We start from the raw sequence: 17,719 nt of genomic DNA, 5'->3' as shown, positions 1-17,719 counted from the left end.
CGGTCAGCCGCGCAGATGCTCGCGACAGAGCTTGATCCGGTCGTAGAAGTCGGTGAGGGCTTGTGCGAACGGCTCTGCCTCGGCGGCAGCCGTTTCGCGCACCTGGGCGTGCAGGATGAGACGATTGTCGCGCTCGCGCAACTGCACATGACCGGTCACCGCCCATTCGGCGGGGTCGATCAGGAATTGGAGCAGACGCTCGCTGTTGGCACGGTGCAGCCGCGCAGCTTCATCGGTTGCCACGACCGCGTGAATACTGCATACGTGGTTTTCCAAAGTTTCCACAATGATGCTGGGCGAGGCGTTGAACGTCAGTTCGATGGGCGAGTGGTTGTCGACGGCATCGATCTTGGCGGGGTCGCAGCCGATCAGCTTCAGCGCTTCGACAAGGGTTTGCGCGAGGTCGTAACTTGGCATGATGGTGTGTGGAATAGGGAAGAAGTCGATGACACGCCCCGGGCAAGCGTTGCCCGGATGGCGCGGGAATGAGAACCGCGCACGCGCGAGGTGCGATAGCGAAGGTTCCCACGAGGGGAGAATGCCGACTTTGGTGCGGCGCGTGGTGTTGTCGCTTCCGCGCAAAGTCAGAGGCAAGGGGGGCGACGCCGCCCGTCGCCTCGTCGCCATTCCGGCGCGGCGGGGGAGCGTCACGACGGTTGTCCGTACGACGTGTCGTATCGGCGCGCCATGCTGCGGAGAATTGCTGCAGCGGCGTCGACGGCAAGCATCTGCGCTTGTACTTGCGCGTGTTGAGCGGGCGTGAGAGGCGTTCGCAGTGCGCGTGCCAACGATGCGTAGGCGATGTCGAGCTTCTCGCCGACGTCGCGTGAGACGCCGGCGGGCGATGCCGCGAGACTGGCTTCAAGCTGCGTCAGATGCGTCATGGACGATCTCCGGTGTGAGGGGCAGGTAGAAGAGTCGGTCCTGCGCGCCGATCGACACCCCGTCGGCGTGGATGGCGATCACGCGGGTGCCGCCCGGTAGTCGCACGCCTTGCGACAGACGCGTGCCGTCGGCGAGCGTGAGCGCCGGCGAGGTCGGCGAGCCCCCGATGCTCGCGAGCGGCGCGGAGAAGCCCGTATCGGCAAGTGTCGGAATCGGTGGTGGCAGCGGTTCGATGCGTACCGGCATGGTGTGGCGCTCGGCGCCGGACGCTGTCGCCGTATTCCACGTATCGACAATGCCCTTGAGCGCTGCATATCGGCCGGGCGTGAGCGCGCCGGTCAGCCGCCAACCGCTGCGGTCACGCGATATGTCGATGCCGCGTAGCTGACCGGCGTCGCGCAAGGTCGAGACGAGGCGCTCGAAGCTGCTCGCCGTGCCGGCCGACAAACGCCAGCCGTGCGGCAGCGCGAGCGCGTCGAGGGCGTCGGAGGTGGCACGCCAGCGCGCGTCGGCGACCAGTGGGCCGTCGATGACGACCATGCCGTCCGGGGCAACATCGACCTGCGCTGTCGTGAAGCCGTGCAGTCGCAGCAACGTGCCGACCGTCTGCATCGAATTCGCCGGGCACCAGGTGTCGTCGCGCAACGCCTTGCCTTGCCAACGGGCCTCGGCACGCAATCGGGCGCGCACGTCGTCGTCGATACAGCCGCCGGACAAGCGCACGGCGTCGCCCGTCGTGGCGAGTGCGACGCCCGGTGCAATGCGCGCGACGAGCGTTTTGAAAGCATCCGGTTGTGGCGGCCGGGAGATGACGGTGGCGGTACCGGTGCGCCAGATCGCCACGCCGGCGGCGGCGATCACCAGCGAAAGACCCGAGACGACAAGCCACGCCAACGGCCTGCGGCGGTGCGAATGCAGGGTCTCGGTGCCTTGCGGCGGACTGGTGGGGGCGACAACTCGCGCCGGACGCTGCTGCGCCGAGGGTGGCGCGGAGACGCTGCCGTCGTCGAGCCAGAGCGCCAATCCCGCCAGGTCGATCACCTTGTGAAGCGGGAGGATGCGTGCGTCGACGATATCGTCGTCGTGCGCCGTGAACGGTTCCCCTTCCACCCATATCGGGGCGGCATCGAGCACCCGGACGCCATCGTCGTTCACAGTCAACGCGACCTGCGCACCGTGTTCCAGCGTCATAGCGATATCGGCGTCGCCGCCGCCGATCGTGAGCGCGCCCGCTGGCAGCGGCATGGGGCGTCCGGCGAGCGGGCCGTCGAGCAACGTGAGGGTCAGCGTCGTCATGTGTTCGGCATTCCGTCGGCCGGCTCGGCCTTGATGAGAAACAGCCGCATGACGCTGTCGGTGCGATGGCTCGTCGAACTGAACAGGTAGCCGATGACCGGCAAATCACCGAGCAGGGGAATCTTGCGAGCCTGTTCGTGCTGGGTGTCCTGGACGAAGCCGCCGAGCAGCAGACTCTGACCGGCCTGCAACGTGGCGTGCGTCGAAATCGACGAGTTGCGGATCGTTGGCACCTCGCTGCGCGTGTTGCGCTCGCTGCGCACTTCGCCGCCGTCTTCGATGTTGAGCGTGAGCATGACCTGTTCGCGCTCGGCAGTTCCCTGCGCTTCGGCGGGTACGAGCCGAGGCGTGACACGCAGCAGGGAACCGGTGGTCACGCTCTCCAGCTTGGCGACTTTTTCTCCGGATACCTTGGTGTAGAACGTCACGTTTCGATCGAGCACGGCCTGCATGTTGTCGAGCGTGACGATGGACGGGCGCGACAGTACCCGCGCCTTCGAATTTCGCTCCAGCGCGCTGAGATTGACCATGAACTTGTTGGTGTCGCCGATGAGCGTCGTGAACGTGCCGCCATCGCCCTCGTTCGCCTGCCCATTCAGGGAGACGGTGCCGAAGCCGCCAAGCTGGGCGCGTCCCGAGATGTCGACGCCGAGCTCGGCGATATCGCTGGCATTCACGTCGATGATGGCTACGGAAATGTCGACGAGCCGCGGTCGGACATCGAGCTGGGCAATCAGATCGCCATAGATGGGCAGGTTGCGGCGTCGCTCGCGCACGATGACGGCGTTGCGGCGCGGATCGGCAGAAAAGCGCGGGGTGCCGCGATGTGGGGGCGCGGCGAACGCGGGACCGGGTTCGGCCCCCGCTGCGGTTGCATCAGACGGTGATGCCGCGGATGTCGGGTTCGCTGTCGCGACGAGCGGGGCCGCGCCGAGCACCAGGTCCTTCAGTACGCTGACAACGCCCGGTACAACGACTTCCTGCCCGCGATAAAAGTACCTCGTGTCGTCAGCCGTCGCGAATTTTAGGGGAAATATCTTGATGGTCTCTTCGCTTTCCTGACGATCGCGTGCATCGCGTTCCAGATACTCCGCCAGTGTGACGACCGTCTCCAGGCAAGCCGGCACACCCGCGATCTCAAGCGCGTGCGTCGCCGGTATGGTCCGGGCGACACAGTGTCTGGGGTGGAGAACGCCCGCGTCGCGAAGATGTCGCTGCAGGTCGTCGTTCGACGCGTAGCGTAGCGGCACTACGCGCCGCGCTGCTTCGCTAGACTTGTAGACGTGGAGCGTCTGGCCGTTGAAGTACCAGGAGAGTCGATAACGTTCCGAAAGGACATCGAGCGTCGCCTCTGCGGCACCCGTCGGCAGTGCGCCGATAAAGCGGTCGTCCACTCGCGGGCTCACGACCGTCGGAATGCCGTGATGGGCACCGAAGTCGCGCAACAGTTCCGCCAACGGTGTCCCCGCGCTTTGGAATACGAACGGACCGCCGCGCCAGAGTGGCGTGGCCGCAGAGGGTGCCGCCGTGACATCGGTGCCGAAAGTGCAAACCGGAAGCAGCCATGCGAAAGCGCGCAGCAGGCGGCGTGAACGGGGGAATCGCATGATCATCCGCGGCGCAGGGCCGTTCGGAACGAGCGGCGGCGCTCTGCATCGACGCTCGACAGGATGCCCGAATCCGGTGGTGCCGTGCGGCGAGTGTCCGCAGGTGACGCCGCCGCCATCGCGCAGGCCAGTAGCTGCCTGCGCAGCTTCGCTTCGACCTGTGCGACGGGTTCCTCACTATCGAAACGGTGCACCCACCAGAGCGTGTCGTTGGCGATACACAGGCTGTCGTCGCGCAGTGCCGATTGCCCGGCGAGTACGAGCGAGAGACGCGTGAGCCAGCGCGCGAGTGCCGTGTCGGATTCGAGCGCCATGACGGGCATGCGCATGTCGTGCGCACCGTGCGTGGGCGACGAGGGCAAGTGAGTCGGAAGGGGGATCGCCGTGGCGACGCAGTAGCCGCTCCCTGCGGGACACGTCCAACCCCGCTGATCTTCGAGTTCGAGCGAAAGGCGCGCACCCTGCACGTCGCGTGGAACGATCCAGTCGAGCGAGGCAAGGGCGAAGGGCAGACGCATAGAGAAAATACCGCATGTCGACACGCGACGATCAGGGATGCTCATTATCTAGCGCCGTGCACATGACACCATCCGGCGCAGACCTGAAGCGCACACCGCAATGCGCGGTTTGCAGGCATTTCCTATGGCGGGCATCAGGCGAAGGCACAAGATTTGCCCGACGTGCGTGAAGTCGAAAGAGTGTGTACAGAAAAAAAGGCATGAGTTCTTTTGATCAACTGTCGAGGAGTGGGGAATGGCGGGGTGTATCGGTGTTGTGGTGGTCGAGGATCATGAGTTGCTGGCCGACGGGCTGTGCCATCTGATCGAGCAGGATCTCGGGTGGTGCGTGCTGGCCAGGGTCGTCAATGGGCTCGATGTGTACCGCGCCTGTGTGACGCACCGTCCCGAGTTGATGATGCTGGATCTCGGGCTGCCGGGCATGGACGGCGTGGACGTGATCCGGCAATGCACCCAGCGATGGCCCGAATTGCGCATCGTCGTGAACTCTGCGAGCGACGACAGCGAGCGTGCGCGTCAGTCGCTCGAAGCCGGGGCGTCGTCGTTCGTTCTCAAAAGCAGTCCGAGGCAGACGCTGGTCCATGCCGCCAACGAGACGATGCGCGGCGAGCGGTTCGTCGATCCGGCCGTGTTCGGCAGTGCGCTGGATCCGCAGAATGCCCCGTTCGTGCCGTTGCCCCGGACGGTCGAGGTGCCCGAGCGCATGTTGACGCTGCGTGAGCGGCAAGTCCTCAAGCTGGTGGCGGAAGGACAACGGAATCGTGACATCGCACAGTTGCTGTCGATCAGCGTGAAGACCGTCGAGACACATCGGCTGAACATGATGCGAAAGCTGGGCGCACACAATGTCGCGGACATCGTGAATTGGGCGTATCGCCTGCGCATGATGTTATGACGTCGTGACGCTGTGCTCCGGTGTGGTTCGTCCCGGGAAAGCGCTCGTCGAATTTCAGGTCTGGGCCGGATAGTCGCGGCCGCACAAGATGCGTGACCATTCCGGCTGCCAGCTTCCTGCGCCCCGGCGTGCGTGCCTTCACGACGTGCACGCCGACGCGCTCAACACGACGCCAACGCCCGCTCGACGATGGATACCCAGACGCAACGCAAGCTCGAGCAGCTTTTCGATCTGCTGTCGCTGCCGCCGCAGCGTATCGCCCCTCGCATGCGGGTGACGCTCGCGCCTTGCCTGTTGCTCGTCGAAGTCGCCACGCACGGTACGCGGGAGGCGCAGGAAGCGCCCGGTGTCACGCTGGTCCTCACGCTCATCGACCGCGCCGAAAGCGCGCAACGGTGGCTGCCGTTGCTGCTGCAGACCTGCGCCCCGGAGTGGAGCCTCGGCATTCCCGTGCGTGCGTGCGTGGCGCTGGGGCGTCCGATGCTGATCGCGACGCCGCCCGCGAGCGACAACTCGCAGCCGGTGGCGTGGATGGCGTGCCTCGCACGCATGCGCCGACTGCTCGAGCGCATCGACGCGCGTCAGCAACGCGACGCCGGCGCAGGGGGAGGCGCGTGACGCGTCTGCTCTCGTGGCTGCGGGCCGCCGCCGGACGCCAGGACATCGTGCTGGCGGCGCTGCTGCTCGTCACCGTTCTCATGATCATCATCCCGATGCCGCCGTCGGTGATGGATCTGCTCATCGCGCTCAATCTAGGCGTGTCGCTCCTGCTGTTGATGGTCGCGCTCTACATCAACGAGCCGCTCGACTTCTCGGCGTTCCCCTCCGTGTTGCTGATGACCACGCTGTTCCGTCTCGGCCTCACGATCAGCACGAGCCGTCTGATCCTGTTGCGCGCCGACGCCGGAGACATCGTGTACACCTTCGGTGATTTCGCGGCCGGGGGCAACATCGTCGTCGGCATGATCGTGTTTCTCATCATTACGGTGGTGAACTTCATCGTGATCACGAAAGGCTCGGAGCGCGTGGCCGAAGTCGGCGCGCGCTTCTCGCTCGACGGCATGCCCGGCAAGCAGATGAGCATTGACGGCGATCTGCGTGCGGGCACCATCGACGCCGCAGAGGCCAAGCGCCTGCGCCGCACCGTGCAGAAGGAAAGTCAGTTCTACGGCGCGATGGACGGCGCGATGAAGTTCGTCAAGGGCGACGCCATTGCCGGGCTCGTCATCATCGTCGTCAATCTGCTGGGCGGAATCGGGGTGGGCGTATTCATGCGCGGCATGAGTGCCGGCGATGCGGCGGCGATCTACGCCATCCTGTCCATCGGCGACGGTCTGGTGTCGCAGATCCCGGCGCTGCTGATCTCCGTGACTGCGGGCATCATCGTCACGCGTGTGCCGGGCGAGCAGCGTCGCAATCTTGCACGCGAACTGACCGACCAACTCGCCGCGCAGCCGCGCTCGCTCACGCTCGCGGCGGTCGTGCTCGTACTCTTCGGCCTGATCCCCGGCTTCCCGATGCACTACTTCGCGTTGCTCGGGGCGCTTGCGGGCGGCGCGGCGTGGTGGGTCGCGCGCCGGGGGCGCGACGGCAAGGACGGCGCCGACGGCCACGGACCGTCCACACAGGCCAAGCCCGGTCGTCCAGGGGCCCAGCCGTTGCTCGCGCGGGTCGGCCCGGCGTTGGCGGATGCCAGCGGCGGCACCGCCGTGCTGACCGCTCGCATCGAGGCGTTGCGCAACGAGAAATTCGAGCACTTCGGCGTGCCCATGCCGGAAGTGCAGGTCGTTGTCGATGGCGCACTGACCGGCGGTACGCTGGACGTTCAGCTCTATCACGAGAGCGTGATGACGATCGACATCGCGCTCGACGCCGCACTGGCACGCGTCGACGCATCGCATCGTGATGCGTCGTTGCGACGTCTCGATGCCGATGCTGCCAGCGCGATGCCGTTGCCGTTCGGCGGACAGGTGTTGTACTGGCTCGACACCGCGCAGCGCGCTGCGTGGCAGGCGCAAGGTGGCCAGATCTTCGACGGTGCCGATCGGGTGGCGCACTGTGTCTCGCTCGTCATCGACGCCCACGCGGCCGACTTCCTCGGCGTGCAGGAGGCGCGGTTCCTGATGGACGCGATGGAAGATCGCTACGGCGAGCTCGTCAAGGAGTTGCAGCGTCAACTGCCGATCAGCCGGACGGCGGAAGTGTTGCAGCGGCTGGTCGCCGAGGGCGTGTCGATTCGCGACCTGCGGCGCGTGTTCGAAGCCTTGATCGAGTGGGCGCCGCGTGAGCGCGATCAGATCATGCTGACCGAGTACGTGCGCTTGAGCTTGCGTCGTCACATCACGCGACGCTTCCGGCGCGGGGCCGAACATATCACCGGCTGGAACGTCGGACGCGGCATCGAGGACACGGTGCGCGCCGCAGTACGCCAGACGGCGTCGGGGTCGTATGCCGATCTGAACGCCGCACAGACCGACGCGATTCTCGACGCCATCGACAATGCCATGCACGCGCACGACGGCACGCCCGCCGTGTTGATCACGGCAATGGATGTACGGCGCTTCCTGCGCAAGCTCATCGAACGCGAGCGGGCGGACCTGCCGGTGCTGTCGTTCCAGGAAGTCGCCGACGAACCGCATGTGCGTGTACTCGGCACCATCGATCTGCAAGGCGCGAACTGACATGCGCACGCCCGACGCCGCCTCCATTGGCCATGGCCTGCGCTGCACGCTCGACGCGCAGCGAAAGGCTTGTGACGACTGGCGTCTTGCCTCAGGCGATGCCGTTCGCTACGGGCGCATCGACAAGATCACGCCGAACGCGCTGCGCGCCCGCTTGCCGGGCGCGGCGCTCGGCGAGCAGTGCCGCGTGGTGTCGCCATGCCTCGACGCCGAGGTCATCGCCGTCGAAGGGCGACATGTCTGGCTGGCGCCTTATGCGGAACCTGGCGGTGTGGCCAACGGGGCGCTGGTGCAGGCGCTCGGCACGTCGTCGCGTGTGGCCGTCGGCGCACACCTCATCGGCGAAGTGCTCGACGGGCTGGGGCGCCCGATATCGCCCGACACGTCGGCGAGCAGGGATGCGGCGACGGTCGCCTGGCGTGCGCTGGAGGCCGAACCGCCGCCGCCCATGACGCGCGCGCTCGTGAGCACACCGCTTTCGCTTGGCATTCGTGCCATCGACGGCATGCTGACGTGCGGACGCGGCCAGCGCCTCGGCATCTTCGCGGCGGCGGGCGGTGGCAAGAGCACGTTGCTGGCGATGATGTGCCAGGGGGCGCAGGCCGATGTCATCGTACTGGCGCTGATCGGCGAGCGTGGGCGCGAAGTCCGCGAATTTCTCGAGCGCGCACTCACGCCCGAAGCCCGCGCCCGCACGGTGTGCGTCGTCGCGACGTCCGACCGTCCCGCGCTGGAGCGCATGAAAGCCGCCTACACCGCCACGGCGATAGCGGAGGCATTTCGCGATGACGGCAAGGACGTGCTGCTCCTCATGGATTCGCTCACGCGCTTCGGCCGTGCCGTGCGCGACATCGGCATGGCCGCGGGGGAGCCGCTGGGCGCTGTGAGCGGTCTGCCGCCGAGCTTCTACGCGCGGTTGCCGCGGTTGCTGGAACGCGCGGGCACGGGCGCGCGCGGCAGCATCACGGCGTTCTATACCGTGCTCGTGGAGGGCGACAACCTCGACGAACCGCTGGCGGACGAAGTCCGCTCGATTGTCGACGGTCATATCGTGCTCTCGCGGCGCCTCGCACAAGAGAATCACTATCCCGCCATCGACATTGCGAGCAGCCTCTCGCGCGTGATGTCGCAGGTCACGGATGCGCACCACATGACGGCAGCGGCACGCCTGCGACGCGCGATGGCGTTGGCGGCGGACGTCGAACTACTGGTGCGTGTCGGCGAGTACCAGGCGGGCAACGACCCCGAGACGGACGACGCCCTGGCGCGTTCGCCGGGCATTCGCGAATTCCTTTGTCAGACGCAGGAGGACGTCACGCCATTCGAGGAGACACGCGCATGGCTCGAGCACCTGACGAGCTGAATGCCCGCAAGGGGGTAGACGCGCTCGCGACACTCGCGCACCGCCGCGAAGCGGGTTTGCGGGCCGCGTTGTCGCGGGCAACGTCGGCGGTGATCGAGGCGAAGGCGTCGGTCACGGCGTGCGAACAGGCCGAAGCGACGCTGCATGGCGCGTGGCGCGACACTTTGAATCAGGGCGGCCTGTATGCGCGTCGCGAAGCGGTACGGGCTTCGGTTCGCGTGGAAGGCGCACGCGCCGCGCTTGGCGAGGCGAAGGCACGTCGCGCTGCGGCGCTCCAGCATCTCCAACAGGTCGAAGCCGAGGTGCAGCGGCAGCACGAACGTCTGCACGCCAATGCGAGAAAGCAGGAAAAGCTCCGCGAGCTGCAGGCGCTGCTGAGGCGCGCGCCTCGCTGAGGCGGGAAGCGCGAAGCGGACCACGACGTTGCGCGACACCGAAAGTCACACGAATCGATTTTCCACCCACGCCATTACAAGGACCTCACGATGAACATCATTCACCGCAGTGGCCTGTCTGCCGAAGCCTTCGTTGGCGGACCGGCACGAGCCGGAGGCACGCGACAAGGCGCATCGCACGCGGGCACGTCCGGGTCGAACCGTTTCGGGCCTCACGACGAGAACGGTGAGCGGGCCTTCTCGTTGACGGATGACAGTAACGTGCGGGTGACGGGGCCGCTCGATGTGCTGCGCTGGCTGCATGTCTGGCATGCGCGTCAGGACGCCAATTGGGACGGCGTCAGTTCACTGCGCGTTGTGGTGCACGGCGGCGCACTCGACGCGTTGGTCGTCGAAGCGCGGCGCGGGCGGCAGGGCATCACGGTGAGTCTTCTCTGTACCCGACTCGCGTTGTACCGACGCCTGCAGGCACATCGGGGACAGTTCTCGCGAGCGCTGACGTCTCGCCTGAAGCTGCCCGTCACCGTCGAAGTGGAGGCGCGTTATGTCCCTTGATCTGCGTCACGCCGTCGCGTTCGACGACGTCTTCACCGGTCGTGGTGGCCTGGCCTTCGATGAGGGGGATGCGCAAGTGCGTGCGGGTTGGCTACATTCGGGAGGTGACGGGTTGATCGTGACGGCGCGCGTCGATGAGGGGGTGGTGGGCGTGGTCCGCTTCTGGTGCGATGCGCAGCAGTGGGCAGACTGGCTCGCACCGCACTTGCCTGTGCCGTCATGGGATGCGCTGCCCCGCGAGTGGCGTGCCGTCGCCGCGGCGCTGACGTTGTCGACCGGTGACCGCGCGCCTGACGTTGGCGGTGACGTCACTGTCGGCGACGTCGATGGCGTTGATATCGACGCCGCCGTCGGCGCCGCGCGTGCCGTTGGCGGCAGCACCCGAAAGTCCGCATGGCCGGAAGTCACGGGCATCGAACGGGGGACGTTGACGACCCTCTGGCGTATCGGCATCGTGATGATGCGAGACGGGCGGCGACTGGCACTGGCCTTTCTCGACGGGGCCACGTCATGGTTGCGAGAGCGTTGCCGCGAGGCGGAATCGCGGAACGACCCTCTGGACCCAAGGGGGCTTCCTGCACGCGATTGCGTGCTCGCCGCCGGTTGGACCACCCTGCATGCCGCGCAATGCGACGCGCTTCTGCCAGGCGATGCGATTCTCCTCGATGTGGCGGCTGACGTTGCGAACGGCGAATACTGGCTGGTCGACGGCGAGTCAGCCGTCCCCATGCGCGACGCCCAGCCGTGCGGCGCTCACGTGACGCGGCTCGCCGCGTCCGACGCAGTGACCGTTCAGGCGGTCATCGCGCAAAGGCCGCTTCCCATTCCGTGGCTGGACGCATGCCGCGCAGGTGGCGACATTCCTTCGGCACTGTCGCCGTTTGCCGCGGATGTGCAAGCGCTCTGCGCCACGCGAATCACGCTGCATCGAGACACTGTCCCGTGGGCCGGCGGGCGTTTGCTGCGGTTTGGCGACGGACGTGTTGCCGTGCAGATCGATGCCTTGGTCGGGGGAGACATTCCCCGGGCGCCCGAGGCGTCGGCGACGGGTGACATCTCGTCTCCCGATGCGATTTCGGGTCGTCACCCGATGGGCGTGCATCCGGGCGCCACCTAACATCCGTGCTGCGTTTGGCGCGCCTTGCTCAGGTTGGGGCGTGGCACGTTGTCGTGCGTATCGGCGACGCGCTTCCCTTGCTGCTTTGCCTCGGCATACCGGTCATCTGTCGAGGCGTCGCGCCGCCAACGGGCGGCATTCCCTGGAGTTCGTATGTCCCTGCTCGACCATCCGGTGCAGCTCGTCGTACTGCTTTCGCTGCTCTCGATCCTGCCGTTGCTGGTGGTGCTGGGGACTGCATTCCTGAAGCTGGCCGTGGTTTTCGCGCTGTTGCGCAATGCGCTGGGCACGCAGCAGATTCCCCCCAACATCGCCATCTACGGCCTGTCGCTCGTGCTCACGTGCTTCATCATGGCGCCGGTCGCGTTCGACATCGAGGCGAATCTCGATGCGCGTCCCGTGTCGATGTCGTCGAAGCACTTCGTCGCCGATGTCGACGCGAGCATCCTCGCGCCGTACCGCGCATTCCTCACCCGTCACACCGACGTGCGCCAGCGCGACTTCTTTGCCGGGTTGGGAAGTCAGACGTGGCCGGCGGCGCATCGGGACCGTCTCGGGGCCGATTCGCTGCTTGTGCTGATGCCGGCCTTCGCGCTGAGTCAGCTTGCCGAAGCATTCAAGATCGGCTTGCTGCTGTATCTGCCGTTCGTCGTGATCGATCTGGTGATCTCGAACATCCTGCTGGCGATGGGGATGATGATGGTGTCGCCCATGACGATTGCGCTGCCGTTCAAGTTACTGATTTTCGTGATGATGAATGGCTGGGAACAGTTGGTGCGGCAGTTGATGCTCTCCTACGCATGACGCCTGTGGGAGCCTGCGAATGAGTGAAGCCATCGTCGTCAATCTCACGAGCGAAATGCTCTGGCTGACCCTGTTGATGTCGTTGCCGACCGTGGTGGTGGCCTCGGCCGTCGGTGTATTGGTTTCGCTCGTGCAGGCGCTCACGCAGGTGCAGGACCAGACCGTTCAGTTCCTGATCAAGCTGATCGCCGTTTCGGTCACGCTGGCCGCCACCTATGCGTGGATGGGGCATGTGTTGCTCAACTACGCGGGCAGTGCGTTCGAGCAGATCAGCCGGATGCGGTAGCGCAATGACATCAACCTTCTTTCCGGGCGCAGACGCGGCCACCTACGGTCTTCTCGCCCCGCTGTGGAGCGAACTCTTCGGCTGGCTGCTGGCGTGGGGCGTGGCGATGCTGCGTCCGCTGGGCATTGCCATGCTGTTGCCGGTGTTCTCCATCGGCATGCTCGGCGCGGGTATGTTGCGCAACGCGCTGGTGCTCGCGCTCGCGATCCCCGTCGTGCCACTCGTTCACGCGGCGCCGGATATCCCGTCGCAATGGGGCGCGTGGGGCATGCTGGTCTTGCGCGAACTGTGCATCGGCGGGCTGTTGGGTTTTGCCGCCGCGCTGCCGTTCTGGGCGGTCGACATGACGGGGTACGTCATCGACACGATGCGCGGTGCGTCGATGGCGAGCGTGCTCAACCCGTTGATGGGGGCGCAGTCGTCGGTGTTCGGCATCGCGCTCACGCAGATGCTCTGCGTGCTGTTCTTCATTACCCCGGCGGCGCACGCGCTGCTCACCACGCTCTACGAATCCTACGCCGCATTGCCGGTCGGCCACCCGTGGCAATGGCACGACGGGGGCCTGGCGTGGCTGCTTTCGCTGTGGCAGGCCATGCAGGTGATGTGCGTGGCCGTGGCACTGCCCGCGATGGTGGTGATGGTGCTTGTCGACATGTCGATGGGTTTCGTCAATCGTGCCGCGCAGCAGCTCAACGTGTTCTTCCTCGCCATGCCGGTCAAGAGCGCGATGGCGCTGCTCGTCACGGTGGCGAGCCTGCCGTTCGCCATCGCCGTGCCGCTCGCCGGATGGTACCGCCTGCCGGACGTGTTTCGCGCGTGGATCGCGCTGACACTCCCCGCATCGTGAGGCGCGCATGAGCGAAAAGAACCGGCCGCCAACGCCCAAGAAGATCGAGGACGAGCGCAAGAAGGGACGCGTCGCGAAGAGTGCCGACCTGGCCGTCTGCGTGCAGCTCGGCGTGACACTCGCATGGCTGACGTTCGAAGGCCCCGCGCTCTACGACGCGCTGATCGCACTCGTCGCGCGCATGCTGCTCGTGCTGCGCGATCCGGTCGACGAAGCCGTGCAAGGCATGCTCGGCCCGTCACTGCTGGTCTTCGCACGCTTCACGGGCGGATTCGCCGCAGTGCTGATCGTGACGACGTGGCTCACGATGGTGCTGCAGGTCGGCGCGCTGGTCGCGCCCGATGTCTTGCGTCCGAAGTATGAGCGCATCGACCCCATCGCGAAGGCCAAGCAACTCTTCTCGATGCAGTCGCTGTTCGAGTTCGGCAAGTCGCTCGTCAAGGTGGGGGTCCTCGGTGTGGTGTTCTTCTATCTGATCCGTCAGTACACACCGTCGCTTGCGGTGCTGCCGCAGTGTGGGCCGGCGTGTGGACTCGCGCTGACGGTCAAGCTGCTGTTCTGGTTGATGGCGGTGCTGGTGGCTGCGTACGTGGTGTTCGGCGGACTGGACTTCGCGTATCAGACGTACCAGCTGCGCAAGCAACTGATGATGTCGTTCGACGAGATCAAGCGGGAGACGAAGGAAGTCGAGGGGAATCCGGAGCTCAAGCGCCGACGTCGCGACATTCACCGCGAGACGATCGAGAGCGGCAGTCTGTCCGACAACGTGCAACGCTCGACGGCCGTGGTGCGCAACCCGACGCATGTCGCCGTGTGCCTGCGCTATGTCCCCGGCGAGACGGCGGTACCGCTCGTCATCGAGAAGGGACGCGATGCGCGCGCGCGCCGCATCGTGCGGCTCGCCGAGCGCGCGGGCGTGCCCGTGGTCGAACACGTGCCGGTAGCCCGCCGATTGATGGACGATGTGGAGATCGATGCCCCCATTCCCCCGGATCTGTTCGACGCTGTCGCAGCGATTCTGCGTCTCGCCCTCGATCTGCCCTACGAGGTGCAGGGGAGCGAGGGGGATGACGGCGATGAGCGCGATGAGGGGCGCGAGGAGTGCGGGGAGTGCGGGGAGTGCGGGCGCGACGCATCGCGTAAAGGGGACGTCCGGCCGGGAGGTCTCGCATGACGGCTTGGGCGCCGCGGCGATGGAGACAGCCCGTGCTGTGGGGGGCAACCGCGTTGGCAGCATTCACGACGACGCCAATGCCGGCGCAAGCGATCGAACGCGGGTTGTTGCCGTTTCATCCACGCGTGGCGGACGCCCAACTCGTCGTGCCCGAACCGCGCGCATTCGTCGGCAGACCACTCGAGCCCTTGACGCTCCCGGACATCGCCATTGCTCCCGAGCCGGTGACGTCGCCGTCGCAGCCCGACGCCCGGCCGTTCGACGCCCTGATACAACGCGCGGCGAGCGCGACGTCGATCGATGCGGCGCTGTTGCACGCCATTATCGACACGGAGTCGGGATACGACCCGCAGGCGGTCTCGGTGCATGGTGCCATCGGCCTGATGCAGGTGTTGCCGTTGACGGGACAGCGCTTCGGCGTGCGACGTCTGGAAGATCCCGAGGAGAATCTGCGTGCGGGGACGTCGTATCTGCAATGGCTCCTCAAACGCTTCGACGGTGACGTGCGCCTGGCGCTGGCGGCGTACAACGCCGGGGAAGGGGCCGTGCTGCGTCACGGACACCGCGTGCCACCGTTTCCGGAGACGCAGCAGTACGTGCGCAAGGTGATGGCGGGTTATTCACGTCTGCGCGACGCCGGTGCGCCGCAGCGGTCGGCGTCAGCGGGTAAAAACGACACAGCCGGGCGGACCGGCGCGGGGCGCGCAGACGCAGCGGCGGTGGCCCGGGACGTTACGCCATTGGGCGCTCAACGGCGTCGGGCAAGCTTGGGAGACGTCACCCAAGCGCCGCCCTTGCCGCCCTCGATGGCCTCGATGCCCCCGCCGCCCCGCACGTCGGTCACCGACAAATCGAAGGCGAAGATGGACGACGGCGACACATCGCGCGCCTGGCGTTTGCTACAGGGATTGGGAACGTGGCTCACGCACAGCCCGTCGGCCGGGGCCGGACGAGACCGGCCGGCAGTGCTGATGCCACCGCGCGAATCTACGCCCCGCGCGGTGGTTGACGGGTAGTCGCGCAAGCGAGCCCGCCGTCTGAAGGCTTCAGAAGCAAAAAAATCAAAGCGTCGGAACGGTGTCGGCTACGGAAGTCCGTGCGGACATGCGCTCGAAGTGACGGGCCAGATTCGGGTGTGCGGCGCGCCAGTCGATTTCCGGGTAACGGAAGTCGAGGTAGCCGAGCGAGCAGACGACGGCCACGTCGGCCAGCGTCAGGCGGTTGCCGGCGCACCACTGACGCTCGTCGAGACCGCGCGCCATCGCCCGCAGACCTTCCTGGATCTTGCCGATCTGGCGGTCGATCAGCTTCTGCGAGCGCGAGGCTTCGTCGTGGAACATCGTCTCGACACGGATCTGCACGGCGGCGTCGGTGAGGCCGTCGGCGAGGGCTTCCCAGCAGCGCACTTCGGCGCGCTCGCGGCCCGAGGGCGGGATCAGCTTGCCCACCGGGGAGAGGGTGTCGAGGTACTCGCAGATCACCCGCGAATCGAACACGGCCTCGCCGTCCTCCATCACCAGACAGGGCACTTTGCCCAGCGGGTTGGACTGCTGGATGCGCGTGTCGTCACCCCAGACGTTCTCCAGTTCGAGCTTGTAGTCGAGCTTTTTCTCCGCCAGCACAATGCGGACTTTGCGAACGTAGGGACTGGCGAGGGCACCGATCAACTTCATGTGAATCCTTGATATATCGCGATAGCGCGGGGGAGAGTATAACGTGCGGGATGCCCGTCCCCGGGGAATGGTAAAATACTGGCCTTTCCGAGTTGGCGCATTGCCGGCTCTCCGGTTTTCTTTTTCGGTGCCCAGTGCCATGTCCGACGAATTCTCCCCCCTGACCGCGCTTTCCCCGCTCGACGGCCGTTACGCCAGCAAGACCGACGCCCTGCGTCCGTGGCTGTCCGAGGCGGCATTCATGCGTCACCGCGTGACGGTCGAAATCCATTGGCTGATCGCCCTGTCCAAGGCCGGCCTTGACGAAATCGCCCCGTTCTCGGCCGAGGCGGAGACGTTCCTGCTGAACCTGGCCGCCAACTTCTCGAACGCCGATGCCCAGCGCATCAAGGACATCGAGAAGGTCACGAACCACGACGTGAAGGCCGTGGAGTACTGGCTCAAGGAAAAGGTCCAGGGTCAGGCCGAACTCGAAAAGGCGAGCGAATTCATTCACTTCGCCTGCACCTCGGAAGACATCAACAACACGTCGCACGGCATGATGATCAAGGGCGCGCGCGACGAGGTGATCGTGCCGGCGCTGGAATCGCTCGTGACCAAGCTGAGCGAGCTGGCCCGCGAACACGCGTCGCAGCCGATGCTCTCGCGCACGCACGGCCAGCCGGCCTCGCCGACCACGCTGGGCAAGGAACTGGCCAATGTGGCCGTGCGTCTGGCCCGTGCGCTCGAGCGCGTTCGCCGCGTCGAGCTGCTCGCCAAGATGAACGGTGCGGTCGGTAACTACAACGCCCACCTGTCGGCCTACCCGTCGTATGACTGGGAGGCGTTCTCGAAGGCCGTGATCGAGCAGCGCCTGGGCCTGACGTTCAACTCGTACACGATCCAGATCGAACCGCACGACTACATGGCCGAGCTGTTCGACGCCGTGGCCCGTGCCAACACGATCCTGCTCGACCTGAACCGCGACGTCTGGGGCTATATCTCGGTCGGCTACTTCAAGCAGAAGACGAAAGCGGGCGAAATCGGCTCGTCGACCATGCCGCACAAGGTCAACCCGATCGATTTCGAGAACTCGGAAGGCAACCTCGGCCTGGCCAACGCCGTGCTGCGCCACCTGGCCGACAAGCTGCCGGTTTCGCGCTGGCAGCGTGACCTCACGGATTCGACCGTGCTGCGCAACATCGGCGTGGCGTTCGGCTACAGCCTGCTCGCGTACGACTCGTGCCTGCGCGGTCTGGGCAAGCTCGAAGTCAATCCGCAGCGTCTGGACGAAGACCTCGACAACACGTGGGAAGTGCTGGCCGAGCCGGTGCAGACCGTGATGCGTCGCTTCGGTGTGCCGAACCCGTACGAGCAGCTCAAGGAGCTCACGCGCGGCAAGGGCATTACCCGCGAAGCGCTGCAGGCCTTCATCAAGCAACTGGCGATTCCGGAAGACGCCAAGGCGCGCCTGCTGGAGATGACGCCGGCGAACTACGTCGGTATCGCGGAGGCGCTCGCCAAGCGCGTGTAAGGTTCATGCGTCAGGCCCCGGCGAACGCTGCCGGACGCCGATGCACCTGCGAAACGGGCCGCCTATGCGGCCCGTTTTGCTTGGAGGGGCGGCATGACGATATGACATCC

Annotated in this window: 19 protein-coding genes; 13 read left to right on the top strand and 6 right to left on the bottom strand. The window is 66.1% G+C overall.

The genetic code is table 11. The features are described from left to right. Positions 1 to 3: 3 nt before the first annotated feature. The 5 genes from ABWO90_RS17970 to ABWO90_RS17950 are packed head-to-tail and all read right to left on the bottom strand — an operon-like array spanning position 4 to position 4,351. Positions 4 to 651 (bottom strand): InvB/SpaK family type III secretion system chaperone, encoded by a 648-nt coding sequence (locus ABWO90_RS17970; protein WP_353192593.1) that lies wholly within the window; start codon positions 649 to 651, stop codon positions 4 to 6. Further along, positions 648 to 884, bottom strand: coding sequence for an EscE/YscE/SsaE family type III secretion system needle protein co-chaperone (locus ABWO90_RS17965; RefSeq protein WP_353192592.1), 237 nt, complete (start codon positions 882 to 884; stop codon positions 648 to 650). The genes ABWO90_RS17970 and ABWO90_RS17965 overlap by 4 nt, the downstream gene beginning before the upstream one ends. Next, positions 862 to 2,181 (bottom strand): type III secretion system inner membrane ring subunit SctD, encoded by a 1,320-nt coding sequence (gene sctD, locus ABWO90_RS17960; protein WP_353192591.1) that lies wholly within the window; start codon positions 2,179 to 2,181, stop codon positions 862 to 864. The genes ABWO90_RS17965 and sctD overlap by 23 nt, the downstream gene beginning before the upstream one ends. Continuing rightward, positions 2,178 to 3,788, bottom strand: a complete 1,611-nt coding sequence (locus ABWO90_RS17955) for an EscC/YscC/HrcC family type III secretion system outer membrane ring protein (protein WP_353192590.1) — start codon at positions 3,786 to 3,788, stop codon at positions 2,178 to 2,180. The genes sctD and ABWO90_RS17955 overlap by 4 nt, the downstream gene beginning before the upstream one ends. Before the next feature lie 2 nt (positions 3,789 to 3,790). Continuing rightward, positions 3,791 to 4,351: a hypothetical protein gene (locus ABWO90_RS17950; protein WP_353192589.1), complete on the bottom strand. Its 561-nt coding sequence runs from the start codon at positions 4,349 to 4,351 to the stop codon at positions 3,791 to 3,793. Between the two features lie 190 nt (positions 4,352 to 4,541). Here ABWO90_RS17950 and ABWO90_RS17945 point away from each other — a divergent pair, with 190 nt between their 5' ends. From ABWO90_RS17945 to ABWO90_RS17890, 12 genes are all read left to right on the top strand, one after another. After that, entirely contained in the window at positions 4,542 to 5,201 is a 660-nt protein-coding gene (locus ABWO90_RS17945; protein ID WP_353192588.1) for a two component system response regulator, read from the top strand. A gap of 189 nt (positions 5,202 to 5,390) precedes the next feature. Then, positions 5,391 to 5,819 carry a hypothetical protein gene (locus ABWO90_RS17940; protein ID WP_353192587.1) on the top strand — a complete coding sequence of 143 codons (429 nt, stop codon included), beginning with the start codon at positions 5,391 to 5,393 and terminating at the stop codon, positions 5,817 to 5,819. After that, complete coding sequence (gene sctV / locus ABWO90_RS17935) at positions 5,816 to 7,882, top strand: type III secretion system export apparatus subunit SctV (RefSeq protein WP_353192586.1); 2,067 nt, start codon at positions 5,816 to 5,818, stop codon at positions 7,880 to 7,882. The genes ABWO90_RS17940 and sctV overlap by 4 nt, the downstream gene beginning before the upstream one ends. A gap of 1 nt (position 7,883) precedes the next feature. Next, positions 7,884 to 9,245 (top strand): FliI/YscN family ATPase, encoded by a 1,362-nt coding sequence (locus ABWO90_RS17930; protein WP_353192585.1) that lies wholly within the window; start codon positions 7,884 to 7,886, stop codon positions 9,243 to 9,245. Next, the gene (locus ABWO90_RS17925; RefSeq protein WP_353192584.1) at positions 9,221 to 9,640 is read left to right on the top strand and encodes a hypothetical protein; all 420 of its coding nucleotides are present in this window, start codon (positions 9,221 to 9,223) and stop codon (positions 9,638 to 9,640) included. The genes ABWO90_RS17930 and ABWO90_RS17925 overlap by 25 nt, the downstream gene beginning before the upstream one ends. Positions 9,641 to 9,730: 90 nt before the next feature. Continuing rightward, on the top strand, positions 9,731 to 10,195 hold the full coding sequence (locus ABWO90_RS17920; protein ID WP_353192583.1) for a hypothetical protein: 465 nt from the start codon (positions 9,731 to 9,733) through the stop codon (positions 10,193 to 10,195). Then, on the top strand, positions 10,185 to 11,312 hold the full coding sequence (locus tag ABWO90_RS17915; protein ID WP_353192582.1) for a type III secretion system protein SepQ: 1,128 nt from the start codon (positions 10,185 to 10,187) through the stop codon (positions 11,310 to 11,312). Before ABWO90_RS17920 ends, ABWO90_RS17915 begins: the two co-directional genes overlap by 11 nt. Positions 11,313 to 11,465: 153 nt before the next feature. Beyond that, positions 11,466 to 12,116 (top strand): type III secretion system export apparatus subunit SctR, encoded by a 651-nt coding sequence (gene sctR / locus ABWO90_RS17910; RefSeq protein ID WP_353192581.1) that lies wholly within the window; start codon positions 11,466 to 11,468, stop codon positions 12,114 to 12,116. Between the two features lie 19 nt (positions 12,117 to 12,135). Further along, positions 12,136 to 12,402, top strand: a complete 267-nt coding sequence (gene sctS, locus ABWO90_RS17905) for a type III secretion system export apparatus subunit SctS (RefSeq protein ID WP_353192580.1) — start codon at positions 12,136 to 12,138, stop codon at positions 12,400 to 12,402. 4 nt (positions 12,403 to 12,406) lie between these two features. Continuing rightward, on the top strand, positions 12,407 to 13,249 hold the full coding sequence (gene sctT, locus ABWO90_RS17900; protein WP_353192579.1) for a type III secretion system export apparatus subunit SctT: 843 nt from the start codon (positions 12,407 to 12,409) through the stop codon (positions 13,247 to 13,249). Between the two features lie 7 nt (positions 13,250 to 13,256). After that, complete coding sequence (locus ABWO90_RS17895; RefSeq protein ID WP_353192578.1) at positions 13,257 to 14,423, top strand: EscU/YscU/HrcU family type III secretion system export apparatus switch protein; 1,167 nt, start codon at positions 13,257 to 13,259, stop codon at positions 14,421 to 14,423. Between the two features lie 32 nt (positions 14,424 to 14,455). Beyond that, the gene (locus ABWO90_RS17890; RefSeq protein WP_353192577.1) at positions 14,456 to 15,439 is read left to right on the top strand and encodes a lytic transglycosylase domain-containing protein; all 984 of its coding nucleotides are present in this window, start codon (positions 14,456 to 14,458) and stop codon (positions 15,437 to 15,439) included. A 45-nt stretch (positions 15,440 to 15,484) separates the two neighbouring features. On the opposite strand, the gene ABWO90_RS17885 is transcribed toward ABWO90_RS17890, so the two are convergent. Next, complete coding sequence (locus tag ABWO90_RS17885) at positions 15,485 to 16,096, bottom strand: glutathione S-transferase family protein (RefSeq protein WP_353192576.1); 612 nt, start codon at positions 16,094 to 16,096, stop codon at positions 15,485 to 15,487. A gap of 139 nt (positions 16,097 to 16,235) precedes the next feature. Here ABWO90_RS17885 and purB point away from each other — a divergent pair, with 139 nt between their 5' ends. Then, entirely contained in the window at positions 16,236 to 17,609 is a 1,374-nt protein-coding gene (gene purB, locus ABWO90_RS17880; RefSeq protein WP_353192575.1) for an adenylosuccinate lyase, read from the top strand. Positions 17,610 to 17,719 lie beyond the last annotated feature (110 nt).

Origin of the sequence: Pandoraea pnomenusa, assembly GCF_040391475.1 — a bacterium.
Classification (GTDB): Bacteria; Pseudomonadota; Gammaproteobacteria; order Burkholderiales; family Burkholderiaceae; genus Pandoraea; species Pandoraea pnomenusa_C.
The sequence above is the reverse complement of the archived record's forward strand: the minus strand, read 5'-3'. Positions and strand labels throughout refer to the sequence as shown.